The following is an 18,826-nucleotide window of genomic DNA, read 5'->3' as shown; positions in this document are numbered from 1 at the left end:
AAATGAAGTGAATCAGCTCAATTCGAAAACGAAAAAATTATACTATTTTTAACTTTTTACCTTGGACTCTTTCTGGTAAACTGTGCTCAGAACAGAAAGGTATGAAAAAAATGAAACTGTTAAGTAAATTGATTTCTCTGCTATTGGCCATCACTATCGGTTTCTGGCTAGGCGTAAGCGGCCTTTTAAACGGAACACGCTTAGGAGGTTGGATGAATACCGCCGTCGACTATATGCCCACTCAAACGGAACTATCGCAGTTAAGGTCTTCTTTTGATTCCCTGCCCATCATCGGTGAATCCTCCTTGACTGACGACCAGGAGAGTCCTGCAGCTGACAATACCATCATAGAGACAAATGAACACGCAGAAGTCGATTACGACAAGGTTGAACAAACGATTATTTCTTTAGTAAATGAACTGAGACAGGAACTGAACCTCAATACGGTTGCATCCAATGACATGCTCAAAGCAGCAGCCATTATCCGTGCCAAAGAGACGGAAGAATCTTTTTCCCATACACGGCCTGATGGCACGGATCCCTTTACCGTCTTTGAAGAAGAAGGCATTAGTTACCCTTACCGAATCGTCGGGGAGAACTTGGGGATGGCAACCTATTACATGAGCGAAGAAGAAATGGCTGAACTGCTCTTTGATGGTTGGGTCGAGAGTGAAGGTCATTATGAGAACATGGTCAAACCGGAATACGAGGAAATCGGTGTAGGCGTCCACTATGATGGTGAATTCTTATATGCTACCCAACTTTTCGGGACCCCATTATAAAAGAACGATAATACAAATTAAGAATCTGAGCCAGCGCTCAGATTCTTTTTAGTTTTTGTAGTACTAAACTTTGACACAAATGTCTAATAGATCATATTCAGAAGCTGCTTATCGATTAAATCGAGATGAATATTTAGGAGGAAAGAATCTGATCTGCTGGATTTTCCCTAGAGTCTTTTATCACATACTGAACTGATTTTATTTATCTTTTGCAATGTTGAGCGCTCTGAGACGGGATGTCTTCTTATATTGGTGTTCCTGCATTTTTTTAAGAATTTCACTCAAGAAAGCCACCCCATCTGTGAGGTAATCACCTTTATTTAACATAACACACTCTGCTCTGTCTCCTTCAGCGGCATCAGTCACTTCAGCCCGAGTCGGAATACCGCTTGATATCATATTGTCCAACACTTCCGTACCCCAGACAACAGGAATATCTGCTGCTTCACAAATCCACATAATCTCCTGCTGCAATTCTGCTAATCGACTGTACCCGATTTCCACCGCTAAGTCTCCACGGGCAATCATGACGCTAAACGGATTTTTTCCAGCAGCCGTCATAATAATGGCAGGTAAATTTTCTACAGCCTGAATTGTTTCGATTTTAGCCATCAATGGAATCTCAGTAGCACGTTTAATATCAGTTTGACTGATCAACTCCGTCTGAACTTTCTTAATATCCTCTGCATCTTTGACAAAAGACAATCCCATAATATCCGCATACTCAATGGCAAATCCCATGTCTTTTTTATCCTGTTCGGTCAGCATCTCCAAATCAAATTGGCTCTTGGGGAAATTCAATCCTTTTTCTGCTTTAATACGTACACTCTTCCCAGTACGGGTCTTTTTCACTCTCAGGACTGACCCACCGTCAGTTACTTCTTCTACTTCCGATTCAATCGTTCCGTCATCGTACAAGACCTGATCGCCTACTTCAAGGGTTTTGAATATCTCTGAAATACTACAGCCTGCCGTTACTTTTGTTTCGTTTTTATGGGGCAAATCTTCCCAGTTTTTCGCAAGATACCACTTATCCCCAGGTTTCACTTTTGGCTTTTTTAACGTCGTAAAAACCCATCCCGTTCTAATTTTGGGACCTGCAATATCCATTAAAACTTTCACATCAGCCTGTTCATTTTCAGCTATCTTTCTGATACGACCGACCATTTCCTTCCATATTTCCGCATCATCATGGGCGCAGTTAATCCGTGCCACATTCATGCCGTTTCGAATAAGGAGTTGAATCAACTGGTCATCTTTTGCCGCTTCAGAAGGCATCGTAACCATGATACGTGTGTGCCTGCTTTCGGGTTTATTTCCGAATAGTTGACGGGTATTTTTTGTCAACTGTTCCTGACCAGCGATAAACGATTCATAAGAAGGATACGACCACTCACTTTCTTTGCCCGCTATAATCGAAAGACTCGTTAATACTGCATCCAAATTATTCAGTGTCCGGGACTCTAATCGGCCCAGCGATGACAATCCCAAAGGTGTCAGTTCCATTTGAATATTCCGAATATCCCGTCTCCTTAACGCCAGATAATAAGCTAAATCCCTGGCACTTAATAGAAACTCTTTGCGGTCAATGTCTTTTTCCCATTTCTGAAATAATTCTGTACCTTCCTGATATACAGCTTCTCTTAGCTGAGAAACTTGTTCTAGCAAACTGTTTAAATTTTTGGCTGAATCTTTAGCCATCATTTCATCTCTTTTCTATTCAGATAACGTTACCCTGTATGATTTAATTATACTGAAATTTCAATCTATCTCACGGAATAGCTCTTTTTCGCGAGAAGCAAAAAAGAGTATTTCCAAAGAAACACTCTTTTCTTGTTCTTGCTTAGTCTTTCTGTCCCAAGATTTTTTGAGCATGTTCAATAAATGTTTTCAATACTTTGATGCGCGCATACTCCTTCTGCTGCCCTTCTACGATGATCCATGGGGCGTGTTCCGTATTCGTACGAACCAGCATTTCATTCATCGCCTCTATGTGATCATCCCACTTTTCACGGTTACGCCAATCTTCATCTGTGAGTTTATAAATCTTGTCCGGTTCAGTTTCGCGATCTTTAAACCGGGCAAGTTGTTCGTCTTTATCGATGTAAATAAAGAACTTCAGGACAAGAGTGCCAAAATTATGAAGGTGTTCCTCCATTTGATTGATTTCAGCGTAAGCGCGGTCCCATTCTTCCATTTCTGCCAGTCCTTCGACTCGCTCGACCATGACTCGGCCATACCAGCTGCGGTCAAATATTTTCATCTCTCCCATTTTCGGAAAGTTTTTATAAAAACGCCACAAATAGTGATGATCTCGTTCCAATTCTGAGGGCGCCGAGGTCGTGACCACTTCATATCCCCGCGGATCCATTTCTCGAGTCAGGCGCTTAATGGCACCGCCTTTACCAGCCGCATCGACACCTTCAAACACCAGTACGGTGGGTATCCCTTTGGTATACAATTGAAAAGCCAATTCCCGGGCTTCAAGCTGCAACTCGTCTTTTAATTCATCGTATTCCTCATCAGCCAGTTTCAACCCCAGATCTAATTCAGCTAGTGGTTTTTCTTGTGGTAAGTAATCTCTTAATTCTTTTCTTGATCCGCCCTTTTGCATACCCATGATCCGGTCGATGCCCTGATGAATTAAATCATTCGTCATCCCCAGCACTTTATCAGAGGCATCTTTTTTATCTTCAGAGGAAACCACATGCCACTTGCTGAAAGTAAAGTCAGATTTCGCTAATATATTGTCAAAATGTTCAAGATATTCATCATAATGGTCATATTGATCTTCATCACGTTCACTGATCATAAAAGAGCGGTATTCATCATCTTTCAACTCATCGATTCTTTTCTGCTGTGTTTTCTCTTTCTGATGGAGAAAAAATTTAATGATAATGGTTTTATCATCTAATAATTGTTTCTCGATCGAACTGATATCTTTAATGTCTTTTTCTAATTCTTCGCCATCTATAGATAAATTATTGAAGAGTTTAAAATAAAAACTGCGGTCATAAATAGCAAAATCCCCATACCCAGGGATTTTATTCCAGAAACGCCATAAAAAAGGTCTGCTGCGTTCTTCTTCCGTAGGGTTTTCAAACACGCTCACTTTAAAATGCTTCGGATCCAATTCTTTCACTAGATCATTAATAACGTAACCCTTGCCGGATGATTCCCAACCATCTACAATGATTAAAACTGGAATATTTAAATTACCTATTAATCGTTGGGCACGTGACAGACGTTCGCCTAATTCTTTGGTTTTAAATGAACTATATGGATTTTCAAAATCATCAAAGTCATAATCTTTTAACATGGTAATGCCTCCTCATATTGCTTGAATCAAAATGCCTACTTATTTTTATTGAAAGAATAGCTAAGACGGAAACAATTCCATTATCGAGCCTCTCTTGACCGGTATCCCTTTAATAGAGATCTGGCCGACGATCAGCATAGATAGCTATATCCTGTCGGACTTTCTTTATACTATCCAAGTTTAAATCAGACCATAACAGCATCTCTTCTTCTCTGGCTGAAGCTAGGTATTCTCCTAAAGGATTGAATATGGTTGAATGACCGCAGAATTTCAATTTATCTGTTTCCCCTATACTGTTGACACCCACGACAAAGAATTGATTTTCGATTGCCCGTGCACGAAGCAGGGTCTCCCAGACATGGACACGCGGATGCGGCCATGCAGCCGGTACAAACAAAACCTGGATATCTTCCAGTGCCATCCGCCTGATCCATTCTACAAAGCGTAAATCATAGCAGGTAGCTACCCCTACTTTTACACCATCAAGTTCAAATATCCCCAGTTGATTACCCGCTGTAAAAATCTGATGTTCGTTCGAAGGCGAAAACAGATGAACTTTATTGTACGTATGCACGAGCTCGCCTTCTCGGTTGAATGTATAGCTCGTATTATAGTACTCTCCTTTAGAAGATGTGGCTACCGAACCACCGACTATATTCACATGGTACATTTTTGCTAAATTACCCAGAAAATCTTTCGTTTCTTTGCCGTCTTTATCCGCATATTCTTCTAAGTTATCTGGGAAAAAAGAAACGTTCCACATTTCAGGCAGAACGAACACATCTGGTTTATTTCTTTCCACGGCTGTCTTGATCAGTTCAGTTATTTTATTCTGATTCTTCTTCTCATTCTTATAAATCAAATCGACTTGCAGCGCGCAGACTAACATACTATCACCCCTCGAATTCTATTCTTGCATTCAGTTTATCAATAATAGAAGCAGTAAGCCACAAGTTGACTTCTTCTTAATTCTTGTTTATCATTAAATTAATTTACATATATATATCTTAAAAAGAAGGATGTGAAGATGAAAGTGAAAAAAAGAAATGATAATAAAAAGTTTTTATTTTTCTTCCTTGGTTTTGTCATTGGGTACCCTATCATCGATGGTATTCTCCTTTATTTAGGTTTTGACGCATCTGCTCTCCTCGTTTCCGTACTTGAGTCGCTCTTTGGCTAAACTGGATACATAAAAAACGCCCTGACTACTCACATAGAGTAGCCAGGGCGTTTCGTCTTTAATAGTTATTGAAAAGAAGTGTTCGTTTGATTACATCATACCGCCCATGCCGTTTGGATCCATTCCGCCGGCCGGTCCATTTTTTTCAGGGAATTCTGCAACAGCTGCTTCCGTTGTAAGAATCAGAGCTGATACAGATGCAGCATTTTGAAGAGCTGAACGGGCTACTTTGGTTGGATCGATGATACCTGCTTCGACCATGTTGACCATTTCTCCTGTTGCAGCATTGAAGCCAATACCTGGTTCAACGTGTTTCAAACGTTCAACGATAACACTGCCGTCTAGTCCGGCATTTTGCGCGATTTGACGAACAGGTTCTTCAAGTGCACGTAAGACGATTTTCACACCTGTCGCTACATCGCCTTCTGCTTCGATTTCTTCCAATTTACTCAAGATATTGATGTATGCTGTTCCACCACCGGCAATAACGCCTTCTTCAACGGCTGCACGAGCGGCATTCAATGCATCTTCAATGCGTAATTTACGTTCTTTGATTTCTGTTTCGGTAGCTGCCCCGACTCTGATTACAGCCACACCGCCAGCTAGTTTAGCAATACGTTCTTGCAGTTTTTCACGGTCAAATTCTGAATTTGTCTCTTCAGCTTGAGCGCGCAACATGTTCACACGTTGTTCAATAGCCGTTTTATCGCCAGTGCCCTCAACAATAGTGGTGTCATCTTTAGTCACAACAACTTTACCGGCTGTACCTAATTGATCGATGGTCATGTCTTTTAAGTCTAAGCCTAACTCACTGGTAATGACGGTCCCGTTTGTCAAGGTCGCGATATCTTCCAGCATACCTTTACGGCGATCGCCAAATCCTGGTGCTTTAACAGCAACTACATTTAAGGTGCCGCGAATTTTATTCAATACCAATGTAGGTAATGCTTCTCCGTCAATGTCATCAGCAATGATCAGTAATGGACGATTTTGCTGCATAATATTTTCGAGTACAGGTAAAATCTCCGAAACAGATGAAATTTTCTTATCTGTAATTAAAATATATGGATTGTCTAAGCTAGCTTCCATTTTTTCGTTATCCGTTACCATGTATTGAGATAAGTAACCACGATCAAACTGCATCCCTTCAACAACATCTAATTCCGTTTCAATTCCTTGAGATTCTTCAATAGTAATAACACCGTCGCTACCGACTTTTTCCATAGCATCAGCAAGTAAAAGACCAATTTCTTCATCTCCTGAAGAAATCGCAGCTATTTGAGCAATCGATTCCTTATCATCAACCTGAGTTGAGATCTCGCGAAGTGATTCTACGGCTTTTTTCGTTGCTATTTCAATTCCTCGGCGGATACCGACCGGGTTGGCGCCAGCTGTTACATTTTTCATGCCTTCGTTAACGATCGCTTGGGCCAATACAGTTGCTGTCGTTGTTCCGTCACCGGCAATGTCATTTGTCTTGCTTGCGACTTCAACTACCAATTGTGCACCCATGTTTTCAAATTTATCTTCTAATTCGATTTCTTTTGCAATGGTAACGCCATCGTTAGTGATTTGAGGTGCACCAAAAGCTTTATCTAAAATAACATTTCTACCTTTTGGACCTAAGGTAACTTTAACAGTATTTGCTAATTTATCTACACCACGCAGCATTGCTGCACGCGCATCTTCAGAAAATTTAATATCTTTAGCCATGTTTGTATTCTCTCCTTCATCGATTGTATTTAAATCAAACTGTATATTTTATGGGATTATTCAACGATAGCAATAATATCTGTATCTTTAACAACCAAATACTCCGTACCTTGAAATTTGATTTCAGAACCTGAATATTTTTCGAAAACAACTTCGTCTCCAACTGAAACAGCTACTTTAGCGTAGTTTCCGTTATCGAGTAATTTCCCTTCACCGACAGCAATAACTTCAGCTGTCTGAGGTTTTTCCTTAGCCGAATCTGGTAATACTAACCCGCTGGTTGTTTTTTCTTCTTTTTTCACTTTCAAAAGCACACGATTTCCTAATGGTTTTAACATAATGTGATCCCTCCATCATTTTGATGTTTATTTTTTAGAGTTTCACTATATCATAGTGAAGGTGTGAGTTTTAGCACTCTCTTCGGTCGAGTGCTAACTCCACTTCTTAGTATATTCAAAAGTGCGGAGTCATGCAAGCCCTATCTTCTAAAAATCTTCATTTTTCCCTTTGTGGAAACACGTCTCAATTTGTGTTAAATTGGTAGTATTGTAGAAACCAACTAAAAGGATGACTTTAATGAACCAAGCCCTATCAAATAAAAAAGCTGCCATACGTATCATCATACTTTTTGTGCTAGTTCAACTCTTATCAGGAATCATTCCGCTATTCCTGCCTGAAACTTTCGGCCCCGTAGCATTTTTGATGCCGTCACTTATCCTCTTTACTTTGGGTGCTGTAGGCATGATCGGTATTGAAAAGAAATATGCGATGACTTTTTCTTTTGAAGAATCTTTTTCAAAACAAAAAAAAGATATATTGATCTGGGGAATCATCGGGATTTTCATCGCGCTCTTTGCCCAAAATTTAGCTAGTATTATCGAAGTTAGATTTCTAGGTTCTCCAATGGAATCACAAAATACTCAAATGCTGGTAGAAGTGGTGAGAAACTATCCTATCTTCATATTGCTTATCGGTTTAGCCGGTCCGGTCATGGAAGAATTCGTCTTCCGAAAAGCCATATTCGGCATGCTGGTCGATAGAACAGGCGGCGTTGGTGCTGCGGTCATCAGCTCTTTAATCTTTGCCTTCATTCATTTCGATGGCTTGCTTCTCGTGTATTCATCAATGGGACTTGTCTTTTCCTGGCTTTATTTTAAAACAAAAAACATCTGGACACCGATTATCGCTCATTGTCTGATGAACACTCTGGCTGTTTTAGCTAATTTATATCTACTCTAATTATTCATAAACTGCTCATTAAGAAAGGATTTACTATGACAGAAAAACAACTTAGATTTCAGATCGTCTTTAAATTTCTCTTTTTTGCTCTCTTCCTTTTCTTTACCATTGATTCAGTATCTTCGAATGGCTGGGGATTCTTTTCATATCTCTTCGCCATCTTTGCTACTAAAGATTTTGTCAATGGTATCCATCTATCCAATGCTTACTATCGCATCAAGAAGAGTCAAAAATAAAAAAAACGGGCAACCTTTTAAATGGTTGCCCGTTTTTTATTTATTTACTTAAATGATAAAATCATTCATCTCTTCATCGTTCTCGCCCGATTTTTCTGTATCCTGATCCTGGTAATAATTGATGAAATAAATAAGTGTTTGTAACTCATTGGTTAAATCAACATTGTGGACACGAACATGCTTAGGCACCGTCATACGAATCGGTGTGAAATTCATGATCCCTTTTACGCCGCCTTCGACTAGTTTATCAGCCATTTCTTGTGCGATTTCTGAAGGTACGGTTAGAATAGCCACATCGATTTGCTGCAAGTCAAGCTGTTCCACCATATCATCGATCGAGTAAATAGGCACACCTTGATGAATCGTACCGATTAGCTCATCCTTAACATCAAAACCGGCACTTATCCGAATGTTATTATTACGACGGAAATTATAATTCAATAACGCTTGTCCTAAATTACCGACCCCAATCAGAGCTACATTCGTTAGTCTATCCTGATTTAAGGTTTTGCTAAAGAAATTCATTAACTCTTCAACATCATAACCGTACCCTCTTTTTCCCAAGGCACCAAAGTAAGAAAAATCACGGCGTATCGTTGCACTGTCAACTTTAACTGCTTCACTCAACTTGGCAGACGATATGCGTTCTTTTCCCGCTTCATATAAAAACCTTAAATAACGATAGTATAAAGGTAAGCGTCTAGCTGTTGCTTTAGGTATTTTTTTTTCGGCCATAATTTATTCTCCTCATCCACTTTAAAAATTAACTTTAGTTTTATTATAATTTACTTCAATCATCATCTTTGTGCATTCACAAACTTTTAAATTTCTATCAACTCATATTATAGCATTAATCCTCTCAAATAAAAGCAAAACGACCTGATCAATGAGAATCATTCTGATTATGATTGAATAAATACATTGTACACGTTTGAACGTTAGTGTAATTAGTGAGCAAGCACACATGATAATAGCACACGCTTAATTGAGAACGCCATTCACAAGATCCCCCAATAAATAGCTACTCTGATATTGTTATCTATCATATGTGTGCTAAACTGTAAGGGATAACTAAACGGTAATATTTAAGAAAATGAGGATACAAAAATGATACTATTACAAACTGAAAAGATTTCGCGCTATTTTGGCGCCGAAAAACTATTTGATAACGTGACTATCGAAATCAAAGACAATGCGCGCATTGGTCTCGTAGGTAGAAATGGCGCTGGAAAAACAACATTACTGGAAATATTAGCTGGGAGAGAAGAACCTGATTCCGGAAATGTTCATAAAAAGAAAGAAATCACCATCGGTTATCTTGACCAATATACCGGTTTAGATTCCTCTTTAAGTATTTGGGATGAAATGATGAAAATCGCTGAACCCCTTTTAGCAATTGAAAGAGACATGCGGGAGATCGAAAAAAAATTAAGTGATCCGGCATTGGATAAATCGGGTACCGAGTATAATGAGTTGCTCAGCCGATACGATACTTTGCAGCTCACTTTCCATGAAAAAAATGGTTACGGTATTGAAAGTGAGATCCGTTCAGTGTTACACGGCTTCAGGTTTTACGAGGCAGATTACGATACACCGATCCAGAATTTATCCGGAGGTCAAAAAACACGACTGGCTCTAGCTCAGTTACTTTTAGAGAAAAAGGATCTGCTCATCCTGGATGAACCGACGAACCATCTGGATATTGAAACGCTGGCATGGCTAGAAACCTATTTGCAAAACTATTCCAAAGCTCTTTTAATCGTTTCTCATGATCGCTATTTTTTAGACAAAGTCATTAATGAAGTTTACGAAGTAAGCAGAGGTTCAGTTGAGTATTTCCCTGGCAATTACTCAAATTACTTGAAATTAAAAGCTGAAAAAATCAGACGCGAGTGGAAAGTCTTTGAAAAACAACAGAAGAAGATAGCCAAACTTGAAGATTTTGTTGATAAAAACATCGTTCGTGCTTCTACAACCAAACGCGCCCAGGCACGTCGCAAGCAACTTGAAAAAATGGATACTATTAACAAACCTCAAAACGACGAAAAAAGTGCGAATTTCGGATTTCAGACGGAAAGAGAGTCAGGACAAATCGTCTTGCAGACAGAAGACCTTTCCATCGGTTACGAAGATACCGCACTTTCCAGTCACATTGATTTAGATATCAGAAAAGAAGAATCGATCGCCATCGTCGGTCCCAATGGCGTTGGGAAAACAACTTTGCTTAAAACCATTAATCAAATGATTCCTCCACTAAACGGCACAATTAATTACGGCGCGAAAGTAGAGTTAGGTTATTACGATCAAGAACAAAACCTTTTGAATGACAAGAAAACCGTTTTGGACGAGATCTGGGACGATCATCCTAATCTGCCTGAACAACATATACGCACTTTACTGGGTTCTTTCCTATTCAGCGGAGATGATGTTGGAAAATCGATTGCTTCGTTAAGCGGTGGAGAAAAAGCACGTGTTGCCTTAGCCAAGCTCTCTTTGGAAAAGAACAACTTATTGCTTTTAGATGAACCGACCAACCACTTGGACATCGATTCCAAAGAAGTTCTCGAAAATGCCCTCATTGACTATCCAGGTACTCTTCTATTCGTTTCTCATGATCGTTATTTCATTAACCGGTTAGCCACAAGAGTCATTGAGTTAAATGAGAAGGGTGCCGATGTCTATTTGGGAGACTATGATTATTATATCCAGAAAAAAACAGAGCTGGAAGCCTTGAAATTACTAGAGCAAACGGAAGAAGAACAGACTGAAACAGCTCCATCCTCTGCTAAAAAAACATTTGAAAATCAAAAAGAAGTGCAGAAAAATCAGCGAAAAATCGAACGTGCTATTCAATCCATCGAAGACGAACTCGAACAACTTGAAACCCAAATCGAATCTGTTCAAGAATCGTTAAGTGATCCAAAAATATCAAATGATTTTGAAAAACTGGAAAGTTTTTCAAAGGAAAATGCGACGCTGCAATTACAACAGGACCGCTTACTCGAAGAATGGGAAGAAAAGCAATTCGCCTTAGATGATTTAACAGATGAATAAAACAAAAACCGCCAGCTGAAAAGTCACTGGTGGTTTTTTCTTGCTTTAAACAGTTAATCCGGGTCTTCCATTTAATGTATAATCCGCAAAGTTATTGTTCTTCAGTTGTATATAAGCAGCAGCCCCGATCATTGCAGCATTGTCACCACACAGTTCAAGCGGCGGAATAAGCATTTCGACTTCTGTTAATTCCTCTGAAACAGCTGTCTGTAACGCTGTCCGTAAGCCTTTATTGGCTGCTACACCGCCAGCCAGAACTAATTGATTAACCTTTTTTCCTTTAGCTGCTCGAATGGTTTTAGAGACTAACACATCGATGACAGCGGCTTGAAAACTGGCTGCTAGATCGTTGAGATGGATCTCTTCATCTTTCTGTTTAGCATTATGAACGGTATTGATAAATGAACTTTTCAATCCACTAAAACTAAAATCAAAGGTATCGTCTTTCATCATGGCCCGCGGGAAATGATAGGTATCTTTTCCTTCATGAGCCATTTGATCGATATGTTTTCCTCCCGGGTAAGGGACTCCCAAGACACGACCGATTTTATCATACGCTTCTCCAGCTGCATCATCGCGCGTCTCTCCAATTATTTCGTAAGAATCTTCTGATTCCATATAAATAAGTTCAGTATGCCCCCCACTCACAACTAGCGAAAGAATAGGAAAGGAGAGCGTGGATACCAATTGGTTGGCAAAGATGTGACCTTTGATATGATTGACGGCTATCAGTGGTAAATCATGAGCAAAAGCAATGGCTTTCGCAGCATTTACGCCAATCAGCAAAGCACCTACGAGTCCCGGACCTTCCGTGACCGCTACGGCGTCTAATTCATCATAAGTGACTGCCGCTTCCTTTAATGCATCTTCAATAATCAATGTTATTTGTTCGACATGATGACGACTGGCTATTTCGGGAACAACGCCGCCAAATCTCTGGTGACTTTTTATTTGCGAAGCGACAATATTTGATAGAATCGTATGACCGTCCTCTATCACTGCAGCACTCGTTTCATCACAACTGGTCTCTATCGCTAAAATCCGCTTCTTGTCCATGTTCTTCCTTCTCTCTACTCTTACTTTTCATTATTATTGCGTTTTCTGAGGGATGTGTATAATAATTTTCCCTTACTTCAGTAACTTCAAATTGATTTTTCAGATAAAACGATCGAGCTATTTCATTGGATTCTCTCACTTCTAAAAAAATCGTGTCTATTTTCATTGAACGACATTCTTCTTCAAATCGATTAAGCAGAAAATGAGCGACCTGTTGTTGTTGAAATTCTTTGGATACAACGATGGTAAAAACCTCTGCATCATCGAGAAACAGTTTCCCTCCAATATAACCAATAAGATGCGTTTCTATTTCAGCTACAAAAAAGACAAGATCCTCCCTTGCTAAAGTTTCCTGGTACTGTTCAACTGTCCAGGGTGAACCGAAGTTGAAAGACTGCCTTGCAATATCATAGAACCGATCATGTTTTTCCTCATTGAAATTATATCGTCTGATGCTCACGCGTTGCTCTTGAATCTTACCGATCATCCTTCATTCACCGTTTCACCGGTTTTCTGTTCAAGCACTCGTATCATTTCCAGAGCATCCTCGTGATCGTTGGCATAATACCCATGTTTAATCCGACCGTCAATAAAACCCAGAGACTGATACAAACTCTGAGCCGTCTCATTAGAGACTCTAACTTCTAACGTGACTTTTTCAATTTCTTCTGCCTGCGCAATGCGCATGATTTCTTTTAATAAGTAGGTGGCTATTCCTTTATTTTGGTAGAAAGGTACTGTAGCAACATTAGTGATATGTGCTTCATGTGCGACGAACCAGGTGCCAACAAAGGCCACTGGCCGTTCATCATCATACATGATAATGTAAAAAGCATTTTTATTGTAACGAATTTCGTGTAAAATTGCCATTCGGTTCCAGGGTGTCTGTCCCTCATAACAAAGGCGTTCAATTTTCAAAATACTATCCACGTCGTTTTCATCAGCTATTTTCACTTTTAGAAATTGCTCATCTGAAAGAGCATAAAAATGCTGGTTTAATTTGGCACGTGTTGAAATAGGCAAAAATGATTTGGTTGACGATTTAGCTACTCTTTCTGAAATCCATTCTTTAAAGTTTTTCAATCCACCCGCCCCCTTTTTCAAAGTTAGGATGTGCCTCCATCCAATTCTGCTCAGCTTCAGCTAACTTCAAATATTCCGGTTCAAACAAATGAACATTTTCCGGTTCAAGGCATCTTCCTCGTTCAGCCAATACACTGGCGCGCGGATAATGCAGACCTGAAGGTAATTCGATCAGTTTATCGCCACAATATTTTTCAAATAACTCTGTGTGCATAAGTCGATCTTCACCCAATAATTGAATAGGCCCATTTAGATGTTTCAAATACTGTCCCCATTGTTCGGCAGAAACATGTGTATCTTTTTCAATTTGAACAAGTCTATATCCCTTATATTGGTATATTCCTGTATAGATATTGCCGCGCCTGGCATCAAAAATCGGAACACAATATGAATCTGGTATCTGCGCGCCATTTGCAGCTAAAACTTCAAGACTCGAAACACCTACAAGTTCAACATTCAAACTAAAGGCTAACGCTTTTGCCACGGTGACACCTATACGAATACCCGTATACGAACCAGGACCTTTCGCCACAACGATTCTTGTTAACTCTTTAGGTTTCCAATCAGCTTCTTTCATCATCCCTTCAATAGCCGGCATCAACTGAATACTGTGATTTCTCTTAACATTTACTATGCGTTCAACGATTAAACGAGCCCCGTCCATCAGAGCAACGGACATTACTTGATTAGATGTATCTATAGCCAAAATTTTCATACTTAGACTCCTCTGGTCATCAATCTATTTAACTTGATTTTAGCATACTATGACGGCCATGAGAAACTAATCCGACACATTCCAGCCTTAATTTTTGCAATAATAAGCACCTCATCATACAATGAGCGTGAATGAAATATGAGAGAAACGAGTGGAAATAAAGAAAGTTTAAAACATAAAGCTGAAGATGCTAAAGATAGAGCAGTGGCAGAAGTCAAAGAAGACGACGGAAAAAGATAAGACTCTCTATAAACGCCACCCTTTTCAGTTTAAGGATGGCTCCCTTATTTATCATTAGAGGAGGATTCAGGTGAGTAAGATATTGATTACCGGAGCTACCGGAACGATTGGGACTAATTTAACCAGGCATTTAAAAAATGAGCATGAGTTGGTTCTTGCTGACATTGACTTTTCATCTTTTCCGGAAGAATTGAAAAAGGGTGTAGACATCATCCGGAAAGATTTAACAGAACTCAAGGCATGGAAAGGATTACTCGATGATGTGGAATATGTCATCCAACTCGCTGCAAATCCAGATCCTGATGCTAACTTTTACGATGACCTCGTTGGCTTGAATTACATCTTACCGCAAAATTTATATAAAGAAGCATTGACTGCTCCCAAGCTGAAACGTATTATTTTTGCGAGTTCTATTCATGCTAGTGATGCTTATCCTGATGACGTTCAAATAAAAACAACCGATCAAGTCCGTCCGGATGATTTGTATGGTGTATCTAAAGCATATTTGGAAGCTCTGGCCAGTTATTATGCTTTTAATAAAGATATCGAATCCATTGGTATTCGCATTGGCGATTATAAATCAGACGACTCAGAACTTGATCCAGAGAGTGATTTTCATGGTATGGCTATGTATCTCTCAGCTGGCGACATGAATCATCTTATCGACTGCTGTTTGAATGCATCCCTTGAGGAACCCTACTTACTAGTGAATGGCGTCTCAAAAAACACATTCCCGCGTTTAGATATTCATTCTGCACGTGTCAAATTAGGGTATCAGCCACAAGACAATGCTTTTGAAAAACTTGATCGGCTCTGAATCAGGATGATATGAAAAAACGTCGCCTCAAAAGAGGTGACGTTTTTTTCTGTTACGTACTTTCTCGCTCAATGAGTTTCGTAGACATGATCACTGTCTTTGTGACATCTCGTCCTTCTTCGATCCGTTCGTGAAGAAGATTGATTCCGCTAATGCCCATATCTTCTGTATAGACCTTCACTGTCGTTAAAGAAGGCGTGATATATTTAGCTGTAGAGATATCGTTAAAGCCAATGATACTGATATCTTCTGGCACTTTAACATTTTTTTCATACAGCGCTTTTAAACAGCCGATGGCAATCGCATCATTTGCCGCGATAAAAGCCGTTGGCCACTGCTCCTTTTCGATAGATTCCAGCGCCTTGAGCATGTTTTTTTTGCCATCTTCGACACGGAAAGCTCCTATAAAGAAATAGTTTTCATGATACATTTTTTTCCGTTTGAGATGCTCTCTCACTATTTTCTCTCTCGGATCGATCCAATGCCCCGTCCCGTCACTAAAAGATTCTTCCCCGCCAATAAAGCCTATCCGTTCATGACCTTTTTCAATAAGATAATCAATATTTTCACGCATCGCTTTTTTAAAATTCACAACCACACTGTCACATTCTTCTTTCGGCAGATAATCTACAAAACAAAGAGGAACATCATTGCTTTTTAGTTGCTTCACTTGTTTTTGGCTGAATTTTCCAATCGCCAGAATACCATTCAAGTCAGAATTTTCTATAAGTTCATCTTGTTTATATACACGACGGTAGGAATAACCTAATGCTTTAGCGCGTTTTTCAGCACCTAAACGGATGGACATGTAATAGACATCTTGCAGCTCTTCCGCTTCAGTATACCAGTTGATGATAGCCAATTTACCTTTTGCCTTTTTTGCTGATTTTTTTTTATTTTTATATTCCAGTTCTTCTGCGGCTTCAAAAATCCTTTTCTTCGTCTCTTCGCCGACAGATAGTGATGAATCATAGTTCAATACCCGAGAAACGGTTGAAGTGGAAACGCCTGCTTTGTTTGCAATATCCTTTAAAGTTGCCATTTCTGCTCTCCTCGTATTATAAGTTTTTTATAATTCTATAAATACAGTTATTTTCTTACTCCAAATTTATATGTCGTCTGTGACTGGAACGTCTCATCGGGTCTCAAAATGATATTCCCGAAATTCGGCTGATTGATTGCATCGGGTAACGTTTGGGTTTCCAAAGTAATACCCGCATATTGTTTAGCTGGTTCGCCATCAATTGTATAATCATCCACTTCGCCATTATGAGTGAAAACAACCACGCTGTTACGGTCTGTATAGAATTTCACTTCTCTTTTGCTTTCTGGATCAAATAATATCCCTTTAATGTCCTCATCCTCATCCAGAACAAAGGGATGGTCCAAACCCTTTAATGGTTTGATTTGAGGATGATCTGAAAGCACCGCCTCTCTAACCGGTTTAATTGTTGTAAAGTCAAAGGGTGTGCCCTTAACACTTTCTAAGTCTCCATCTGGCAAGTTCTCTTCGGCAAGGGGCACATAGTACCGACTGGCTAGCTCCAACTCATGATTTAATATCGGTTTTTTGATGTCTCCTGTTAAATTGAAATACACATGATTGGTAGGATTAAACAACGTCGTTTCGTCGGTCGTTGCTTTATAATCGATCACCCATTCATTTTCCTCAGTCAACGTATACGTGACATTGATCTGCATAGTCCCGGGAAAACCATTTTCTCCTGCCGGACTTTCATAATTGAAATTAAGTCTGCCCTCAACTTCGTTTGCTTCGATATCCCATAGCTTTGTGTCCAAGCCTTTGGATCCGCCATGCAACAGGTTGTTTCCTTCGTTAACGTCTAATTGTATTTCTTTACCACCTAAGGAATATTTACCTTTAGTAATGCGACCGGCGACACGGCCAATCGTTGCACCATAAAAAGGACGATGCCTTACAAAGTCTTCCAAGCTTTTGACGTTTAAAGTGATATTTTCTTTTTTTCCGTCCTTATCTGGTGTGACCAATTTGGTCAGAGTTGCCCCAAATGGAATCGCGCTCATGGAGACACCCTTCGAATTAGTTAATGTATATTCATGCACATCTTTACCCTCATATATTCCATAAACAGTTTTTGTCAGTTCCACAATTTTTCCTCCTAAAGTAATCCTCTATCTATCAATGTAACGTCAAATAATCAATGAAACGTCTGAAGGCCTCTTTACCTTCTTTATCACGTTTAAAGACGCCTGCATCTTTCAAGACCTGCAAAAAGATATCTCCGACCGCTTTATCAACAATTTCGTTGACATTATCTTCTGTTATATTATTCTTCTCTTTTAATTCATCAGCCCACTCTTGATGGAGATCGTCGACATGACTGTTTTTCCCAACAAGATAATCTCTGACCGTCTGCAGTTCATCTTTAAGTCGTGGCGGCAAAATAGCTAATCCCATCACTTCGATCAAGCCGATATTTTCTTTCTTGATGTGTTGAACAGGTGGATGCGGGTGGAAGATGCCGTCAGGAAACTTCTCAGATGTCCGGTTGTTACGTAAAACAAGATCGAGTTCGTACATCTCGCCTTTACGTCGGGCTATCGGTGTAACAGCATTATGCGGATCTCCATCTACTTCAGCATAAATCCCCACCGATTCATCGGAATAATTTTCCCAAATCACCATAATTTTATCAGCAGCTCTGACCACTGCCTCTTTGTCCAAACTTGTTAAGCGGATAACCGACATTGGCCATTTAATCACACTCGTCTTAACTTGTGGTAGCTCGCTTAACTCAAAGGAATCCTCTGGCTGTGCCTTTTCTAAAGGAAATGTATAACGTCCGCCCTGATAATGGTCGTGAGATAAAATAGACCCACCCACAATAGGAAGTCCGGCATTAGAACCCACAAAATAATGAGGAAATGTGGTCAGGATATCCAAGAGGTTTTTTATAGCTTGAACACCCACGTCCATCTCACGGTGAATGCGCGATAAAAAGATGGCATGTTCATTATAGTAAGCATACGGCGAATACTGGAATCCCCATTCTTCATCATTTAAATCCATTCTTACGAGCCGGTGGTTTGCTCTTCCAGGATGTGTTAAATGACCCGCATAGCCTTCATTTTCCATGCACAGTTTACACTCAGGATAATTGGATTTCGTTTGTCGAGCTAATGCAATTTCTTTAGGATCCTTTTCCGGTTTAGATAAATTAATTGTAATTTCCAGTTCACCATATTCTGTCTGGTGATTGTATTCAATATTCTTAGCTATTTCTCTTGTTTTAATATAATTATTTTGTTTACTCATTTCATAGAAATAATCTGTTGCATTTTTAGGACCTTTTTTAAATTCTTCCCAAAAAAACTGATTCACTTCAGATGGACGTGGTGTTACCAAGTCC

General features: G+C 39.6%; 19 protein-coding genes. 6 read left to right on the top strand and 13 right to left on the bottom strand.

What is annotated here, in order from left to right; translation table 11 throughout:
• Positions 1 to 101 precede the first annotated feature (101 nt).
• A complete protein-coding gene (locus R6U02_RS03215) occupies positions 102 to 782 on the top strand; it encodes a CAP domain-containing protein (protein WP_410262197.1) in 681 nt (226 codons plus the stop codon).
• A gap of 198 nt (positions 783 to 980) precedes the next feature.
• On the opposite strand, the gene R6U02_RS03210 is transcribed toward R6U02_RS03215, so the two are convergent.
• From R6U02_RS03210 to R6U02_RS03200, 3 genes are all read right to left on the bottom strand, one after another.
• Entirely contained in the window at positions 981 to 2,486 is a 1,506-nt protein-coding gene (locus R6U02_RS03210) for a pyruvate kinase (protein ID WP_410262196.1), read from the bottom strand.
• Positions 2,487 to 2,625: 139 nt separating this feature from the next.
• The gene (locus R6U02_RS03205; protein WP_410262195.1) at positions 2,626 to 4,101 is read right to left on the bottom strand and encodes a phosphate:AMP phosphotransferase; all 1,476 of its coding nucleotides are present in this window, start codon (positions 4,099 to 4,101) and stop codon (positions 2,626 to 2,628) included.
• Between the two features lie 109 nt (positions 4,102 to 4,210).
• On the bottom strand, positions 4,211 to 4,990 hold the full coding sequence (locus tag R6U02_RS03200) for a carbon-nitrogen family hydrolase (protein ID WP_410262194.1): 780 nt from the start codon (positions 4,988 to 4,990) through the stop codon (positions 4,211 to 4,213).
• A 138-nt stretch (positions 4,991 to 5,128) separates the two neighbouring features.
• On the opposite strand from R6U02_RS03200, the gene R6U02_RS03195 reads away from it, so the two are divergent.
• On the top strand, positions 5,129 to 5,281 hold the full coding sequence (locus R6U02_RS03195; protein WP_410262193.1) for a hypothetical protein: 153 nt from the start codon (positions 5,129 to 5,131) through the stop codon (positions 5,279 to 5,281).
• A gap of 90 nt (positions 5,282 to 5,371) precedes the next feature.
• On the opposite strand, the gene groL is transcribed toward R6U02_RS03195, so the two are convergent.
• Positions 5,372 to 6,994, bottom strand: a complete 1,623-nt coding sequence (gene groL, locus R6U02_RS03190; protein ID WP_410262192.1) for a chaperonin GroEL — start codon at positions 6,992 to 6,994, stop codon at positions 5,372 to 5,374.
• A 56-nt stretch (positions 6,995 to 7,050) separates the two neighbouring features.
• On the bottom strand, positions 7,051 to 7,332 hold the full coding sequence (gene groES, locus R6U02_RS03185; protein WP_410262191.1) for a co-chaperone GroES: 282 nt from the start codon (positions 7,330 to 7,332) through the stop codon (positions 7,051 to 7,053).
• 238 nt (positions 7,333 to 7,570) lie between these two features.
• Between groES and R6U02_RS03180 the strand changes: the two genes are divergently transcribed.
• Together R6U02_RS03180 and R6U02_RS03175 are read left to right on the top strand one after the other, a co-directional pair.
• A complete protein-coding gene (locus R6U02_RS03180) occupies positions 7,571 to 8,233 on the top strand; it encodes a CPBP family intramembrane glutamic endopeptidase (protein ID WP_410262190.1) in 663 nt (220 codons plus the stop codon).
• Between the two features lie 35 nt (positions 8,234 to 8,268).
• Positions 8,269 to 8,469, top strand: a complete 201-nt coding sequence (locus R6U02_RS03175; protein WP_410262189.1) for a DUF4305 domain-containing protein — start codon at positions 8,269 to 8,271, stop codon at positions 8,467 to 8,469.
• A 48-nt stretch (positions 8,470 to 8,517) separates the two neighbouring features.
• Here R6U02_RS03175 and R6U02_RS03170 read toward each other — a convergent pair whose 3' ends face one another.
• Positions 8,518 to 9,204 carry a redox-sensing transcriptional repressor Rex gene (locus R6U02_RS03170; protein WP_410262188.1) on the bottom strand — a complete coding sequence of 229 codons (687 nt, stop codon included), beginning with the start codon at positions 9,202 to 9,204 and terminating at the stop codon, positions 8,518 to 8,520.
• A 372-nt stretch (positions 9,205 to 9,576) separates the two neighbouring features.
• Here R6U02_RS03170 and R6U02_RS03165 point away from each other — a divergent pair, with 372 nt between their 5' ends.
• Positions 9,577 to 11,523: an ABC-F family ATP-binding cassette domain-containing protein gene (locus tag R6U02_RS03165; RefSeq protein ID WP_410262187.1), complete on the top strand. Its 1,947-nt coding sequence runs from the start codon at positions 9,577 to 9,579 to the stop codon at positions 11,521 to 11,523.
• Between the two features lie 45 nt (positions 11,524 to 11,568).
• Here the strand turns inward: R6U02_RS03165 and tsaD are convergent, their stop codons facing one another.
• The 4 genes from tsaD to tsaB are packed head-to-tail and all read right to left on the bottom strand — an operon-like array spanning position 11,569 to position 14,377.
• On the bottom strand, positions 11,569 to 12,579 hold the full coding sequence (gene tsaD / locus R6U02_RS03160; protein ID WP_410262186.1) for a tRNA (adenosine(37)-N6)-threonylcarbamoyltransferase complex transferase subunit TsaD: 1,011 nt from the start codon (positions 12,577 to 12,579) through the stop codon (positions 11,569 to 11,571).
• The gene (rimI, locus tag R6U02_RS03155; RefSeq protein WP_410262185.1) at positions 12,539 to 13,066 is read right to left on the bottom strand and encodes a ribosomal protein S18-alanine N-acetyltransferase; all 528 of its coding nucleotides are present in this window, start codon (positions 13,064 to 13,066) and stop codon (positions 12,539 to 12,541) included. The genes tsaD and rimI (R6U02_RS03155) overlap by 41 nt, the downstream gene beginning before the upstream one ends.
• Positions 13,063 to 13,662 carry a ribosomal protein S18-alanine N-acetyltransferase gene (gene rimI, locus R6U02_RS03150; protein ID WP_410262184.1) on the bottom strand — a complete coding sequence of 200 codons (600 nt, stop codon included), beginning with the start codon at positions 13,660 to 13,662 and terminating at the stop codon, positions 13,063 to 13,065. Before rimI (R6U02_RS03150) ends, rimI (R6U02_RS03155) begins: the two co-directional genes overlap by 4 nt.
• A complete protein-coding gene (tsaB, locus tag R6U02_RS03145; RefSeq protein ID WP_410262183.1) occupies positions 13,649 to 14,377 on the bottom strand; it encodes a tRNA (adenosine(37)-N6)-threonylcarbamoyltransferase complex dimerization subunit type 1 TsaB in 729 nt (242 codons plus the stop codon). Before tsaB ends, rimI (R6U02_RS03150) begins: the two co-directional genes overlap by 14 nt.
• 310 nt (positions 14,378 to 14,687) lie before the next feature.
• On the opposite strand from tsaB, the gene R6U02_RS03140 reads away from it, so the two are divergent.
• Positions 14,688 to 15,434, top strand: coding sequence for an NAD-dependent epimerase/dehydratase family protein (locus R6U02_RS03140; RefSeq protein WP_410262182.1), 747 nt, complete (start codon positions 14,688 to 14,690; stop codon positions 15,432 to 15,434).
• A gap of 52 nt (positions 15,435 to 15,486) precedes the next feature.
• Here the strand turns inward: R6U02_RS03140 and R6U02_RS03135 are convergent, their stop codons facing one another.
• The 3 genes from R6U02_RS03135 to galT all read right to left on the bottom strand — a co-directional run.
• A complete protein-coding gene (locus tag R6U02_RS03135; RefSeq protein WP_410262181.1) occupies positions 15,487 to 16,476 on the bottom strand; it encodes a LacI family DNA-binding transcriptional regulator in 990 nt (329 codons plus the stop codon).
• 47 nt (positions 16,477 to 16,523) lie between these two features.
• Positions 16,524 to 17,564 (bottom strand): aldose epimerase family protein, encoded by a 1,041-nt coding sequence (locus R6U02_RS03130; protein WP_410262180.1) that lies wholly within the window; start codon positions 17,562 to 17,564, stop codon positions 16,524 to 16,526.
• A gap of 31 nt (positions 17,565 to 17,595) precedes the next feature.
• The coding region (gene galT, locus R6U02_RS03125; protein ID WP_410262179.1) for a UDP-glucose--hexose-1-phosphate uridylyltransferase at positions 17,596 to 18,826 on the bottom strand (1,231 nt) is incomplete at its 5' end.

This window comes from Alkalibacterium sp., from assembly GCF_046484155.1.
In the GTDB taxonomy this organism is placed as follows: Bacteria; Bacillota; Bacilli; order Lactobacillales; family Carnobacteriaceae_A; genus Alkalibacterium.
Note: the sequence above shows the minus strand (reverse complement) of the source record. Positions and strands in the feature narration are given on the sequence as shown.

What these genes read in the sequence shown, in the direction of transcription:
- groES (WP_410262191.1), bottom strand. Translation starts at nt 7,332, where the DNA reads ATGTTAAAACCATTAGGAAATCGTGTGCTTTTGAAAGTGAAAAAAGAA.
- rimI (WP_410262185.1), bottom strand. Translation starts at nt 13,066, where the DNA reads ATGATCGGTAAGATTCAAGAGCAACGCGTGAGCATCAGACGATATAAT.
- groL (WP_410262192.1), bottom strand. Translation starts at nt 6,994, where the DNA reads ATGGCTAAAGATATTAAATTTTCTGAAGATGCGCGTGCAGCAATGCTG.
- R6U02_RS03135 (WP_410262181.1), bottom strand. Translation starts at nt 16,476, where the DNA reads ATGGCAACTTTAAAGGATATTGCAAACAAAGCAGGCGTTTCCACTTCA.
- R6U02_RS03215 (WP_410262197.1), top strand. Translation starts at nt 102, where the DNA reads ATGAAAAAAATGAAACTGTTAAGTAAATTGATTTCTCTGCTATTGGCC.
- tsaD (WP_410262186.1), bottom strand. Translation starts at nt 12,579, where the DNA reads ATGGACAAGAAGCGGATTTTAGCGATAGAGACCAGTTGTGATGAAACG.
- R6U02_RS03175 (WP_410262189.1), top strand. Translation starts at nt 8,269, where the DNA reads ATGACAGAAAAACAACTTAGATTTCAGATCGTCTTTAAATTTCTCTTT.
- R6U02_RS03165 (WP_410262187.1), top strand. Translation starts at nt 9,577, where the DNA reads ATGATACTATTACAAACTGAAAAGATTTCGCGCTATTTTGGCGCCGAA.
- R6U02_RS03170 (WP_410262188.1), bottom strand. Translation starts at nt 9,204, where the DNA reads ATGGCCGAAAAAAAAATACCTAAAGCAACAGCTAGACGCTTACCTTTA.
- R6U02_RS03200 (WP_410262194.1), bottom strand. Translation starts at nt 4,990, where the DNA reads ATGTTAGTCTGCGCGCTGCAAGTCGATTTGATTTATAAGAATGAGAAG.
- R6U02_RS03205 (WP_410262195.1), bottom strand. Translation starts at nt 4,101, where the DNA reads ATGTTAAAAGATTATGACTTTGATGATTTTGAAAATCCATATAGTTCA.
- R6U02_RS03195 (WP_410262193.1), top strand. Translation starts at nt 5,129, where the DNA reads ATGAAAGTGAAAAAAAGAAATGATAATAAAAAGTTTTTATTTTTCTTC.
- tsaB (WP_410262183.1), bottom strand. Translation starts at nt 14,377, where the DNA reads ATGAAAATTTTGGCTATAGATACATCTAATCAAGTAATGTCCGTTGCT.
- R6U02_RS03180 (WP_410262190.1), top strand. Translation starts at nt 7,571, where the DNA reads ATGAACCAAGCCCTATCAAATAAAAAAGCTGCCATACGTATCATCATA.
- R6U02_RS03210 (WP_410262196.1), bottom strand. Translation starts at nt 2,486, where the DNA reads ATGATGGCTAAAGATTCAGCCAAAAATTTAAACAGTTTGCTAGAACAA.